General features: G+C 45.5%; 10 protein-coding genes and 3 pseudogenes. 3 read left to right on the forward strand and 10 right to left on the reverse strand.

Features of this window, described 5'->3' with window-relative positions:
- Positions 1–329, forward strand: a pseudogene (locus BAA01_00740) (transposase).
- Between the two features lie 254 nt (positions 330–583).
- On the opposite strand, the gene BAA01_00745 reads toward BAA01_00740, so the two are convergent.
- The 7 genes and pseudogenes from BAA01_00745 to BAA01_00775 all read right to left on the reverse strand — a co-directional run bounded on the left by BAA01_00745 (position 584) and on the right by BAA01_00775 (position 9,504).
- Positions 584–1,453, reverse strand: coding sequence for a histidine kinase (locus tag BAA01_00745; GenBank protein OUM86922.1), 870 nt, complete (start codon positions 1,451–1,453; stop codon positions 584–586).
- Positions 1,454–1,498: 45 nt separating this feature from the next.
- Positions 1,499–1,732 (reverse strand): hypothetical protein, encoded by a 234-nt coding sequence (locus BAA01_00750; GenBank protein ID OUM86923.1) that lies wholly within the window; start codon positions 1,730–1,732, stop codon positions 1,499–1,501.
- Positions 1,733–2,061: 329 nt separating this feature from the next.
- Positions 2,062–3,771, reverse strand: a pseudogene (locus BAA01_00755) (transposase).
- 114 nt (positions 3,772–3,885) lie between these two features.
- A complete protein-coding gene (locus BAA01_00760) occupies positions 3,886–5,529 on the reverse strand; it encodes a hypothetical protein (GenBank protein OUM86924.1) in 1,644 nt (547 codons plus the stop codon).
- Complete coding sequence (locus tag BAA01_00765; GenBank protein ID OUM86925.1) at positions 5,507–7,648, reverse strand: hypothetical protein; 2,142 nt, start codon at positions 7,646–7,648, stop codon at positions 5,507–5,509. Before BAA01_00765 ends, BAA01_00760 begins: the two co-directional genes overlap by 23 nt.
- Positions 7,632–8,498: a hypothetical protein gene (locus BAA01_00770; protein ID OUM86930.1), complete on the reverse strand. Its 867-nt coding sequence runs from the start codon at positions 8,496–8,498 to the stop codon at positions 7,632–7,634. Before BAA01_00770 ends, BAA01_00765 begins: the two co-directional genes overlap by 17 nt.
- 118 nt (positions 8,499–8,616) lie before the next feature.
- Positions 8,617–9,504 carry a hypothetical protein gene (locus BAA01_00775; GenBank protein ID OUM86926.1) on the reverse strand — a complete coding sequence of 296 codons (888 nt, stop codon included), beginning with the start codon at positions 9,502–9,504 and terminating at the stop codon, positions 8,617–8,619.
- Between the two features lie 256 nt (positions 9,505–9,760).
- On the opposite strand from BAA01_00775, the gene BAA01_00780 reads away from it, so the two are divergent.
- Complete coding sequence (locus BAA01_00780) at positions 9,761–10,615, forward strand: hypothetical protein (GenBank protein OUM86927.1); 855 nt, start codon at positions 9,761–9,763, stop codon at positions 10,613–10,615.
- Between the two features lie 307 nt (positions 10,616–10,922).
- Here the strand turns inward: BAA01_00780 and BAA01_00785 are convergent, their stop codons facing one another.
- The 3 genes from BAA01_00785 to BAA01_00795 form a co-directional block, all read right to left on the reverse strand.
- Positions 10,923–11,318 carry a hypothetical protein gene (locus BAA01_00785; GenBank protein OUM86931.1) on the reverse strand — a complete coding sequence of 132 codons (396 nt, stop codon included), beginning with the start codon at positions 11,316–11,318 and terminating at the stop codon, positions 10,923–10,925.
- 54 nt (positions 11,319–11,372) lie between these two features.
- Positions 11,373–11,861, reverse strand: a complete 489-nt coding sequence (locus tag BAA01_00790; protein ID OUM86928.1) for a hypothetical protein — start codon at positions 11,859–11,861, stop codon at positions 11,373–11,375.
- A gap of 454 nt (positions 11,862–12,315) precedes the next feature.
- Positions 12,316–13,128: a hypothetical protein gene (locus tag BAA01_00795; GenBank protein ID OUM86929.1), complete on the reverse strand. Its 813-nt coding sequence runs from the start codon at positions 13,126–13,128 to the stop codon at positions 12,316–12,318.
- A 19-nt stretch (positions 13,129–13,147) separates the two neighbouring features.
- Between BAA01_00795 and BAA01_00800 the strand changes: the two are divergent.
- Positions 13,148–13,400: pseudogene (locus BAA01_00800) on the forward strand (transposase).

Consider the following 13,400-nt stretch of genomic DNA (forward strand, 5'->3'; position numbering starts at 1 on the left):
ACGCCACCAGCGAACAGTTTCACAGCGAAATCAAGACGGATCTCGATCTGGAGCGGTTGCCGGCCGGAAAATTTGCAACGAATAATCTCGTACTGCATGCAGGCGTGTTTGCCTACAATCTGCTGCGCATCATCGGTCAGGAAAGCCTGCGCAAAGACGACGCACCGATTCGCAGCAACGTGCAGCGCCGCCGAATCCGAACCGTTATTCAAAACATCATCTACATGGCGGTGCGACTGGTTCGACATGCGCGGAGTCTGATCTTCAGCTTCGGAAAACACAGTCCCTGGTCACCGGTGCTGGAGCGAATCTACCGGACGTTTGCCTGATGCGAGAAAGAAGACGAAACCGTTATGGGATGGCCTGGCGAAAGACCTTTGTTCGTCAGGTCTGTTCGACATGGCCAAAACCGGTGGTACAAGTCATGATGCGCCCTTCTGCCAGCGGGCGAAGCAGTTGGTTCGTAATGAACATGGAAATAGTCCGGTCAAGATCCGGTTTCAGGAATAAGGTTCCGGGAGGATTCATAGAAGTTCACGGATTCAGGTTCATACCTTATACCTCCATATCTTTGGAAATTGACTCATCCCTTTTTCCCAAACTTGTTGTCATACATGTTCCGATCCGCCTCCTTAAATAATTGCTCCATGTTCCCTTTGGACGAATGAGAATAAGCGTATCCATAGGACATCTTCATCGGCCAATCCCTGTTATTGTAGCCATTGATGGCTTCATCCATTTTTTCAACCAGCTTTTTCACTTCCGATAATTCCATTTCGATGACCAGGATGGCAAACTCGTCGCCGCCAATCCTTGAAACAAACACTTTTTCCGATTGAAAACTCATCAGAATTACAGCGGCTTCCTTGATAAGCCGATCCCCTTCCCTGTGTCCGAAGCGATCGTTCACCGTTTTCAGTTCGTCCAGGTCGCACAGGATGATCGCCATAGGAACGTCTACTTCCTTGTCGTATCGTTTCATCATCCTCTCAAAACAATCCCTGCTAAAAGCCCCCGTCAAAGCGTCATGCGAGATCCGATACTCCAGATCTTTCTTGAGCTGGATCCACCCATCGATGTTTCGGAGAATGCCATGCATCGCGATCAGCTCTCCGTTTTCATAAACAGGCGTGACCAGCTCTTCAAACCACCGTTCCCGTCCATTTTCATCCATCCAACATTGAATGATGGGCTTGTCATAGTCGAAATCCCCGCTCCATTTTTTCTGGATGATGTCACGGAAATCAGGGTGCAAATGACGGTATATGTGTTCGGGATGCTCATAACACAGTTGTACCGAGCCTCTGCCGAAATACTGCTCCAAGGCCCCATTGACAAACAACACTTGCGGCTTTGGTTTGATGCGGCAGTAGTAAACGATGTCCCTTGACTGCATCACAATCTCTTTTAACTTCGATGTTTCGAAATGATGGGTGGCTGTTTCTTTATCCATTTCCTGAACCTCCTGAATTCTGAGGTTGTAAATACCGACCCTTCGTCAGTCTCCCGCCATGTCTTCGAGACCGATCACTTTATCCACGATTTGCTCAATCACTACCTTGCCGCCTTGCCTGTAACCGACAATAACCCGCCCCCCATCGAGGATGGCAAATGGCTCACCGTCTTCCAGGTCATGCAGTTGAACCTGGATCGTTTGCTTAATCTTTTCTCTCAGCTCCTCAGATACCTGAATCTTAAAAACGATCATTTCCCTTTCCTCCCAATCCACCATGTTCAATCCTTAAAACAGCACCGACTTGAAAAAAGATCCAATCACGATGCCAGCACAAAGCATGAGCAAACATGCCAACATTTCCATGCAGACATCTTGAAGCCAATGTTTATCCTGCAGATTCCCCATCATCTTTTTCATTTGCAATCACTCCTTTCAGACCTAATCCTGTTTCAAAGAAAACACAATTAAAAACGCCCAGTCTTTCGACTGAGCGTTGGTTTGGTATTTTATGGTTTTTGTGTAAAACGAACAATTTCATTTTAACTTCTTTCCTTTTTCCAATCATCCAACGAGATGAGATCATCATAACAAATCCTTGCCGCTTTCTCAATGAAAATCGAATCGCGTTCCCTGGGAAACTCCATTGGAGCATGTTCCTTGCGAATGCCCGCTTTCCTGAGCACTTTCCACTCCTGCAATGGTTCACCTTGCCGTTTCAACTCCTCCATGGCCCACTGAATTTTTCGCAACCAATACTGTTCTTCACTTTCAAGCACCTGCTCTAGATATTGTTTGGTTTCGGGCAGACGATCCAAATGTTTTTCCAGTAAGGGTCTAACACCAGCAATGGCCCCAATTCTGCCCACCGTCAGTCTTTTGGGTTTTCCGTCGGATTCCAAAATTCGACTTACGGCATGCTGAACTTTCGCCAACACTTCAAGATCTCGTTGATTCCAATCGACCCTAATGTTCCTGGTCTTCTTTTTGCTAGGCTTAGGAGAATACTTTTCGAGCCAAATCCGATCATTTCGATACAAACGGGCGTACAGTGCTGGCTTCAGCTTTCGAAGCTCAGTTTTGGATAAATTCGGATATAGTTGTTGAAGGGACAGCCACTCGGTTCGATCCCGTTCCCGTTGTGGATTCCGCCGTCCTTCCTTCACATCCTTTCCCCTGATATGCTTCTTAACGGTCATGGGATCCGCCCGAAGCCGCCGCCCAATTTCTCGCAAACTTAAGCCCTCGTTAGCCAGCCGCAGGCAGGTTTGTTCCCAAACCTTCCCGTATTGCTTAACCCTGGATATTTTGTTTTGGTCACTTTCTCTAGCCCGCCTCGTATAAACAAATCCGCAAGAACATGCAAAGGTTCCAAGTATCTCTTTGGTGTTTTCACAGGTGCTCAAAGTTGCTTCCGTAACAACCGCTTGTAAATAGTGCTCCGCCGCAGGATTCAAGCAAACCCACGGTCCGTCTCCAAATGGTTTATAGCACTTGTCTTGATAAAACATTTCCTCAAGCGAGATGCCCAAAAAATTCATCAAGAGCAAATGCCGCAAGGGATGAAAGGATTTCCGATGCTTTCTGGTCATCATCGCCAGCCAGTGGTTTTCTCCATGCAGGCTGGACTGCAACCGTTCCAAAAATTCCTCTCCATAATAACGTACAAAATCCTGGCGTAGCCTGGTTTGATCCACTTTCCCGCTGATAAAAGAAGCATAATGTTTTTGCCGAAGCTTGGCTTCATAATGCCTCTGGAACCAATCGAGCAGACGATGAGGAAAACGTTGCGTCAGTAATGCTTTAATGCCGTTGCCAATGGAACGGTAATGCGAAAGCAGTTCCGAATCCGTTATGTACGCAACCTGATTCAATGGACAGTTTTCTTCAGATGGTTCAATAAACACATGTTTGTTCGTTTGTCGCAGGGCAACCTTGCTGTTGTTCAGCCATGTTCCGTGTTGGACACACACATCCCAGCCAGGAATTTGATGCATACGATGCCAATACAGCTCACCGTACCGCTCCAAATCTTCCCGAAAACAAAGGGGGCAGTACCGAAAGGATGACGAGTTTCGAATTGAGCTCGCCATAACCCCCGCCTGTGCATAGATCCTTTTGCCATTTCCGCTTACCATGGCTTCCAAAACCGATTTTGCTTGCTTCGGAGGAAGAAAAGCAGCATAAAAGGGATACATGGTGTGATTCATGACCAATCGTTCCGCCGTTATTTTGGAACCGACAGGAAGTCGAGCAACCAACGCCCCGATATGGGACGGCAAATCCACGGAAGCCAGGACGTTGTTCTTGCCGAACAAATCCTGAAGCAGGTTCTTGGGACTTGGATCTCCTGTCCGCTTTCGGTAACGGGCACAGACGGAATATAGAAGCTCATCGGGATAGGGGGTAGGAAAAAATACGAGCACTCGCCATCACCCCGCACACCACTTGTCGAGTCGAATCACGCCTGCCTGTTTCAGAGCATCATAAGCGGTCATCCCCTCTTCCTTGCCCTTTTTCACGATCAACCGCAAGTCACGTTCGTCTTCCAAACGGTTTTCCTTCCCGCTTCGACCCTTCCTGCCCCGTGTGTTTCCCATGGATAATTGAAAAGCCGCCTTGACGACTTCATTGACATCGGAAGCACTCGGTTGCTCGGTTAACACGGCTCTCACCAGTTCCGAAGCTTGTCGTTCGGAAATCCCCAATAACTGCAGTCGAATGATGGCTTCGTCTTTCACCCGCACAATTTGTTCCTGCCTGGATTCGGTTCGTTTTCGGGTTTCCTGGATAAAAGTTTGCACATCGATTTGAATTCGCTCCCTTTGAATAAATTCTTCCACATCGGGAACGACAATGTCCTCATAATCCAGCAACTGCGTTTTTCGTCCATCCCGCAGGGCATCGAGCATGGGGCGGATGATTTTGAATTGTTCCTTCGCCACTTTGCGAATCAACTCAGCGGTGATCTTCTCTTTTCCAGTGACGATTGCCCGCACTTGCGTCATGGCGAAAAGTTTCACGGCAATGTCTGGAATACCTTGCGTCTCCTCGTACATCACATCAGACAATTCCTGCGTCAGCCCCTCCACGTGTCTCGTCCACTGGTATTGCCACAATCCTGACAGAAACAATGCCCAGTTTTCATCCTTTTTCAAACGATCCCACAGAAAACCGCCATGCCCACTTAAGCTCCGCCTTGCCTGTCGAAATTCCGAGGTGAGCACCTTCAAACTTTTCGGTGTACCCACCAACAGAACGGGGATTTGGGCTGAGTTGATCAGGGTCGTGAAAAAATTGAGCACTTGGGCGGAACCACCGCTTCTCGCGAGACTTAAATGTTGAATCTCGTCCACTACCAAAATTCCCGTCCCCATGTTTTGCAACAGTCGGGACAAAATCGGGATCATCACGTTCGTTGACCAACGCCCGTTCCCGTACCTGTCCAAATATTGCGTGCCCAGAAGCGTATCGATGGCGGAAAACAATTGCAAACACAAAGCCTTCAGGCTTCCGTCATATGGAGCCTCCAGGCGAATGTGCGTGACTTGGCAGTTGGAAAAGTCTTGTCCCTGATACTCGGAATGAACGATCACTTGCGGGAAGAGGGCAAGGATTCTGTTCAGCGAGCTGGTTTTCCCTGAACCCGAAACGCCAATCAACGCCATGCTTTTGGCAGTCGAATGCGGCTGATAAACATTGCCCCTATGCCCCGTGTCCTCTATTTGGGATAATCGCCTGATGACGCTCGGCGAAAACGGATTGCGTTCGGCATATCCGCCCCGAATCATCGACGAAATCGCGTCATAAAGCACCAAATGTTGTTCCAGAGGTTGAAAGTATTGGGAAAGTCGTTGCGGGATCAGATGAATCCGAAGATGCGGTTCCAACTGTCTTTCCAACGGATCCATCGGCGGGTAACTGGACAATGCTTCGATCACCTGTTCAGGCGATAAAATGTCGGGCAACGCCTCGATCCATGGATTGCCCGCAAAATCTGGAATGACCTGCTTTCGGTATGTTGCAACAGCCGCTTCTGTTCCGCTTGGCAATCTAACGATCTCCACAAAACGCATCCTCCTGCTTTTGCTTCAATAATAGCCCCAAATAGCTTCGTTCGCCCTGTTCTTCCTCATCCCGCCATTCCAAACGTTCACTTGCCGAAGATCTCACCAACGAAAAACTTTCCTGTTTTCTATTTCGTTCTTTCTCTTGCCGCCTGTTCTCTCGGATGTCCCTCAGTTTTTGAGATTTGGACATAGGAATGGATTCTGCACGGGTTTTCTTCCTGGCTTCTTCGACAATCGCCTCAATTTCCGCCGACAGCGTTATTCGCTCCCGCAATTCCAGGTCTTGCGATGTCGCCTGATTTTGTTTCTCCCAAGCGAGCAAAAAATTCACATCTTCCAGGTTTTGATCACGATATCGTGCCTGGGATTCCAGCAAATGACACACATCATATTGGGTTCTGCCCAAACGTAAATAAATTCGGCTGACATTCCTTGGGTCATACGCCACCACCACTTTCCATGTACCATGCGTACGGGCGTGAACAAACCATTTCTCCTTCAACGCTGTAGGGCAACTGTAATACATGCCTTGGAAACGGATCCCGCCTGGCGTCACTGTCGCTTCATCAGTCGGCAACAGATTGAAACGCAAAACATCTTCCGACACCCTGCGGAGCCTTCCCGAACGGTGCCCGATGCCAAAATTCCAAAGATGAATAGGAATTGGCTGGACATCTTGTGCAATTTGTTCAGCATCCCGCTGGTATCCTGTCAAATAATGTCGATTATTGTAGTACAACACACATTTAATGAGGATTTGCGTGAACTCTTGGATGGTAAGAGTGGCGTTCAGCCGATAATCTTTGGCTCCCCGTTCCTGAAAATCCTCTTGAATCGCCCCAGGCAAAAACGGTTTTACATGCGTTTGAATGAGGTCAAAATGTTTTTCCACCACTGCTTTCCAGTCGGGGCGATACGGGGAAGTATTTTTCACCGCAATTTGCAAATGCTCGATGATGGACAACGCCTTGTCGGAAAGCAGTTCTCCTCTGTCCGCCAAAATCGATTCGGGCAGATACACGCATGGCCAATCTTCTTCACGGATCTCAATCCCAAATTGACGGCACCATTCCACCTTCGATTCGCACGCATGTTTCAACGCCATCATCGCTCCCTGCCAGCTTGGACCCTCCAGCCCAACGTATAGACCCGCGATCATTCGGCTGTACCCGTCCATCACCAGGTAAAGCACAGGACGCCCGATGATGAGCCTTCGGTCAAACGAACTGACGAGATAAACGTCTGCTACTGTAGCGTCTATCTGATAAACCGATCCAGGACCAAACACGTCTTGCTGAGTGGAGCCCAAGACAGGACGATACCGCTGATGGAACTTTTTCGCACTTTCCCGCAAGGAGATTTCTTTTTTCAAATCCCGCCATTTGCGAAACCAGTATCGGAACTGTGAAAACGAAGGAATCGCCGTGCCGCTTTCCATGACGGGAAGCTCGACTCCATTGTCCAGTTTGCGAACCTCTGAGAAATATTCCTTCAACATTTGTTCATACGCCCAGCGGAGGGAAGGGCGGTTGGCTTTAAAGTAATACTTGTCCAAGGCAATCCGAAAAATCTTTTTGACCTCTTCGCTCACGTTCATTTCCGCATAAATGGAATCAAACCTTTTGGGCCTGCCCCGTTTCCTTTCCGCCTGCCTCCGCTCCTTTCCCCTCCCGCCACGATTGGCGAAATCGGGCAACACCGCCAGCTTGGTTTTGCCTCGACTCCAATATCTTTTGAGGATTCTCCCGATCTGCTTTTCCGACAACCCAAACCTCTCCGCCGCCTGGCGAATGAGCTTCGACCGTTCGGCTGAAACAAAGATTTGCGGTTCAAAATCTTTCGAAGCAATCGCCTGAACAATTTGCCAATCCTTATCCCACTTCTCTTTTTCCTTGGCAGACATCATTTGCGGATCAACAAAGCAAGCCCAAGGATCGGATTCTTCCATTACGATCAAGCCTTGTTCAATGCCGTACTGAATTTCCTCCAGCCAACGGCTTTTTGGAAATTCCTTGCCCTGAATGTCGATGACAAAGCATGCTTTTTGTTCCGCATCGATCCAAAGGATGCGTTCAAGCCGCTGTTCGCCGACATAGCGGATGACCGTGTTAACGCACAGCTCCAAATCTTTTCTCCCCTCCCTGAAGCATATTGACCTTTAGCCCAAGGTCCTTGGGTGTCGCAGACAACTGAATGTCTGCGTCCATGTTGATCTGGATGAGTCGGGAAGCGATCAAGTACCTAAACACCAAGAGACCTGTTCCCGCCTCTTCTTTCATCTCCCTTTCAAAGGAAGCCAGGATGGCACGGATACTTTGGTCAGAGGACAACAGTTGCTCCTGAAGGATCGAGGCGTATTCTTGAATTTGCGTTGACGAAAAACCGTAATCCTCGACATTCAAGGCAGACAACACCCATTCAATATTGCGGCTTCGTTGAACGGGAATCTCGTGCTGGGTCACAACGGCAAAATCCACCTGGCAGGCTTCCCAATACCGCCGCTGAATCTCCAATCTCTCCAACGTAGCCTTTTTCTCCAATTCGGCGGCATCTTTAATGGCACGGGCATACTGGATTTCTCTTCCTTCATGATCCTTTGCTGTGATGACAAATGTCGTAGTGATTACATGGGGCACTTCCGTTTTGGGATCCTTCAGCCGCTTTAAGAGCGACTCGTCCATTTGATCCACGATGGTCTCCACATCCAGGAGCGGAAACTGTTCCTTGATGTCCAGAATCGATTCATCCCATTCCAGCAGGTAAAAGTATCGAAGTTGCGTGTCGGTGAGCAGATGCACCACACGGTTGCACTTTCTTGAAAACACTCGGCTAGCCCTGCCGCGACTGGGAACGTCCATTACCGTCAGCCACGGACGATAGCTTTCACGATCACCTTGCCCCCGACCCTCCGCCAAAAATCGTTTCAGCTTTGCTTCTGTCCAATCTGAGCTTCTTGCCAATTCATCCGCCTCCATTGCCTGAAAAGAAAAAGTGCCATGAGTTCGCATATAGACAACAGCATCCGTTTTTTTTGAAACGGCACTGTGCCTGCAACGACTCATGGCACTTGTAAGATTGTATGGTTTCATGTGATCAGATTTGCAACCCGTCAACCGCTCTTTGCTTATCTTCCGCACTGGAGTTGACGTAGAATCGATATACAAGATCGACGGAACTATGCCCTGTCAAGAGGCAAACCGTTTTTGGATCAACACCGCTTTTGATCAGTTGGGAACAAAAGGTGTGGCGAGCCGCATGCGGATTCACTTTCTCGGACAATTGGGCCTTTTTGCTGTATTTGTCCAAGATTTTGTTGATCGCCAATCGCGTAAGAGGTCCCCTCTGTCCAATGAGCAATTTATTCGAATCCGTGTGTGGACGCACATTAAGATATGCCTTAACTGCATTCACCGTTGCGGCATTCAGGTTCACTTTTCGCGACTTGTTCCCTTTTCCGTTGCGTATAAGAATATAACTGTAATGGTTCTTACCGTTTCGTTCGGTTAGTACAATGTCATCCAATTCAATATTGACAAGTTCCGAACATCTGATTCCCGTTCCAAAAAGCAAGTAGTATATGCAGATATCTCGTTTGTTGTTTTCCGCTTCAATCGTTCTTTTTAAACGGTACATATCCGTTTTTTCTACAACTTTAATCTCCCGATCCAGCTCCGTTGTGTGTTTCAGCAACACTTTGTTCAATTGAATTTCCTCTTTACAAACACCTGCTTTCACCAAGAAACGCTGAAACAAAACGATGCTTTTAAGTTTCCGATTGATGCTGGTCGGTTTGAGTTTCTTGTGCAGGTTCAGATATTGTCTGTACTCTCGCACATCGGTTTCCGTGATCGAGTCGCTCTCGTACCCCAGCGTATCCTGAAGCCATGTCTGAAATTGTTTGATATCGTTTAAATAGGCTTCCACTGTGAGCAAACTCTTTCCTTCCCGCAACAATTCCTCTTGGAAATGAGTTAAGTACAAACCCAATCACTCCTTCATTCTTGAGCTAGTCAACAAAAAAAGTGCTTTTTCATATGGGCAATGGGTCCGCTTTTTTTATAAGCCGAAACCTCATCCATATGAAAAGCACTTTCAATTGGGTTATGTGTAAACTTGTTAAGTAACCCTAATTATAGTGAACAAGTCCTTGCTTAGCAAGTATTGATCAGATTATGACATGATATAATAAAGGTAAAGGAAATTCCCGAATTTTCCCCGTATGAAAGGAAATATTATTATGGATCTGAACATTTTAATTTCAACAATAATTACTGCGACCGCGGCACTTGTTGCTATCATTGGCGGATTTCTGGTTAGCAGAGTAATTACTCTGGCTGGTGAAAAGCAATCGATCGAAAGAAGATTAAAAGAAATTGATAACGACCTAAAAATTAAGACAGAGATGTTGGAGAATATCGAAAATATCATACTCGAAGAAGAAATTAATGATTTTATTATTGAGAATTGTGAGGATTTAATAACCGAAAACAAAACCCCGCAGGAATTACTGTGTGAAAATGATTCTTTTCAACTTACCGAAGAAGATTTAACCCCTCATGTCGAAAAGCTTTTATCCATTAAAGAAATAATTTTAGATTCAATAGAAAAATCTGGTCAGTTTCCTGATGATTTCGATGATTTTGTTAAAAATAGTGGTATTAAAATTGATACAAACAAAACTTGGTATGAAGCTGTATACAATACGTTATTGAAGATTGCTTCCCAAGATTCGTGGAATCCACTATTAATGCCACCTATTCATTCAACTTCAGATGTAATAGAGTACAGAGACAAAAGAAGAGAAAGAGACCGTCTTAAAAATGAAGTTCAAGTTCTAACAGCCAGAAAAATTGAGCAAGAAAAAATCCTTAACGAATATGGCAAGCCTACTGGGCTTTGGAGCGGTCTTTTTGTACTCATCTATTCCTGTATTGTTGGAATAGCCTATCCCAGTTTACTTCTGCCTTATCCTGAAGGTACATATAATGACGAAAAAACCAAATGGTTGTTAATAGGACTCTTCTTCAGTGCATTATTTGCGATATTCGCCTACCTGGTAATCTCTATGTACAAACTTACCCAACGAAAATAGGTGGTTGATCTCGACAAACAACTTGGCAACATAACTCTACATTATGCGGAGAGTTGAAAACCTATTTTTCTGCTTCCCCCAGCCTTTTTGGGCAAATAAGAATGAAAAAACTGACCACATAACTTAAATAACCTCTTCTGCTATCGTTTCTCCTTCTCGCCATCTCTTCATTTTAGCAACTTCCCCCTCCCCATAGTGTCGTTGGTCAAAAAGAAAAGCACTTTCACTTTCAGGAAAAATGTCTTTTCCTGAAGAAAAAAGTGCTTCCACTTTGGTCTTTGAAATTTGATTCAAGCGTACTCACAAATTAAGCAATATTCTTTTTCTCTTCGATTTCGTTCTTGATTTTCTTCATCATCGCCACCAGCATTTTTCTGATTTCGATTGCCTTCTCGTCAAGATTGGCATGGGTAGCTTGATCAATGTAACCTCCCTGCAACAGGGCATCCAACCACATTTGCGTTTCGGCGGCTGACCCTAATGCATTGTTAATGAAACTGATATCCTTCTGTTTATAATACTGCCCATTCCCCTCGGCCAAATTTGCAGAAACTGAACTAGAGGATCTTCGAATTTGTTTTCCAATTCCATCTTTCTCTTCCCAGGGCAACTTTTTGACGATATCCGATATCTCGCCATACCATTCCATCGCCTTCTGGTACACCAAAAGTTTGCGAAAATCCCGAACTTGGAATTCTTTCATTTGTTCCACGCTTCCTTCCTCCTCTCTTTTATTAATCGGTTCGGAATTCAAACATCAGCTTGCCATACTCGAATCTCGACTTTGATACCAAGTGTTCAATGCTTCATGCAATGAAGAATTAGAATACACCCTGCCCTGGCTCCATCCATGCCAATCTAACAAGACCCCTTGTTTGATACGCTCCCGATAATCGATTCCCTTGATTTTACACCATTGACGCAACGATAACCCATTTCCCTCCTTCTCATACTCGGCCAGTTCATCTTCGTGCCCCCAATTGAATACAAAGTCGGCTTCGCTTATTGTCAGCAAAATAATGTAAGCAAACCGCTGATCAATCTCTTTTTCATGCCCCCCTTCAATTTCGCCAGTATGGAGATTTAACCAAGCGTAACCATGATCCCATTCCTTCGAATATGCCTCCCAGGCAAGCTCAAACAGATCTTTCACCTCGCATCGGCAAAGAATTTGATTCACTTCTTGCCGAGTGATAGCAGTTTTTGCATCATGAATCCCAAAAATTACCGTTCCCATTGACAACATCCAAACCACTCCAGATTCCAATGTTTTTGTTTGATAACATAACTTTACTGCCATTGCAATATTCCAGAAAGGCTATTTCGGTCGAACCCCGTTCGAGGTTCCTGCAACAGTCTGAGGGTTACATAAAGATCCACAAATCAGAACACAAATAATAGACTTAATATGTTTGCAAAATCCCCAAGAACATTTATTTATTGTTGAAAAAACATTATTCCTAAGATCGGCTTCTTCGAAGCCTGATTGCAATACAATACCTATGAGTTGGGCGTTCCTACCGAACGCCGTAGTCACCCAAAGGGTGACTATGAACTATAAGACCAAAACGATCTTGCTTTTTGGAATTATTCAATTTCCAAAGTGAATAACAACTTGTTGACAATCGACTTTATCACGGTAAATCACTAAAGTGATTTTGCTATAGCAAAATTAAAAAGCGGAACTTTTTTTGTCCCGCTTAAAAAGGAATGTCCTCGAAATGATCTGTTGTTGGCGGATCTTCAATGATTCTTGTTGGTGGGAAAACTCTCAAGGCATATTCTTTGCCAAAAAACGTTTCAATTTTTTCTTTCGTAATTTTGCCAACGTTGCTCATTCCATGTTGAAGAAGGTTTGTGACGACCTGTTCCGCTTCTGTCAAAATGTTATCTGTATACCTTGGAATTTGATAAAAATTGATTAACTTATGCCCTTTTCTTCCTCCATGAATCCCTTTTGCAATCTCCCAAAGTTCATCCGAAAGTTCTGTGTGCGGGATTTTTGTGAGGAAACCGATTAAAGCAAACATATTGATTGCCCTTGTTATCGTAGACCTCTCATAAAGATCCCCCAACCTATTTTTAAGCTCAGTGGAAGAAACAAAGAAAACGGATTCCTCGTTGCAACGAAACTTTGAGTAAATATGATCCTTACCCCAAGAGTTTAGCAAAATCAACAGTGGAACAAAGCTTTTTATATACTCATAAAGTATCGGTTGTCTCTGTTTTATTCGAGCTATCCCATCCTGAAGCAAATCTAAATTATATTCATACTTTTGATTCTCTTGCAGACTCCATTCATCGTGAAGTTCCTGGATATGAAACAGTTTGGCCAGTTCTTGACGAGCTTTGATAAAGCTGTCAGCAACATGCGTTCCAATCCCTATCCCTTCCACCGTTTCAATAAAATCAAAAATATTGAACCTGAATTTCGAAAGTAAAACTCTTTTAAAAACATAAAAAGGGCTCCTGTTCTTTGGTAGAATGGTGTTTGACGAAAAAAAACCAGCCAAAGAAAGGAGCACCTTTAAGGTGAAGTCTACCACACCCGTCAGCAAAATCAAGACAGAATTTTCCCTGCGACATGCGACCAGTTTCGGAGGCGCCAAAATCTTTCTGGAATACCTCGAGAAAATCAAGCTCGCCAAGGCGCTGCAGGGGCTATCGTTTGCGAAGGCAAACAACTCGTTGTTTCCCCTCTACCGCATCCTGCTGTATCTCATTGTCGGCTGGGTGCTCGGCTGCCAGCGGCTCTTTCATTTTCGCAAGTTGCAATATGATCCGC

The organism is Bacillus thermozeamaize, assembly GCA_002159075.1.
GTDB classification, from domain to species: Bacteria; Bacillota; Bacilli; order ZCTH02-B2; family ZCTH02-B2; genus Bacillus_BB; species Bacillus_BB thermozeamaize.

Coding starts and splice junctions, on each gene's coding strand:
- BAA01_00790 (OUM86928.1), bottom strand. CDS start 11,861: ATGTTGTCAATGGGAACGGTAATTTTTGGGATTCATGATGCAAAAACT.
- BAA01_00745 (OUM86922.1), bottom strand. CDS start 1,453: ATGGATAAAGAAACAGCCACCCATCATTTCGAAACATCGAAGTTAAAA.
- BAA01_00750 (OUM86923.1), bottom strand. CDS start 1,732: ATGGTGGATTGGGAGGAAAGGGAAATGATCGTTTTTAAGATTCAGGTA.
- BAA01_00760 (OUM86924.1), bottom strand. CDS start 5,529: ATGCGTTTTGTGGAGATCGTTAGATTGCCAAGCGGAACAGAAGCGGCT.
- BAA01_00780 (OUM86927.1), top strand. CDS start 9,761: ATGGATCTGAACATTTTAATTTCAACAATAATTACTGCGACCGCGGCA.
- BAA01_00785 (OUM86931.1), bottom strand. CDS start 11,318: ATGAAAGAATTCCAAGTTCGGGATTTTCGCAAACTTTTGGTGTACCAG.
- BAA01_00770 (OUM86930.1), bottom strand. CDS start 8,498: ATGGAGGCGGATGAATTGGCAAGAAGCTCAGATTGGACAGAAGCAAAG.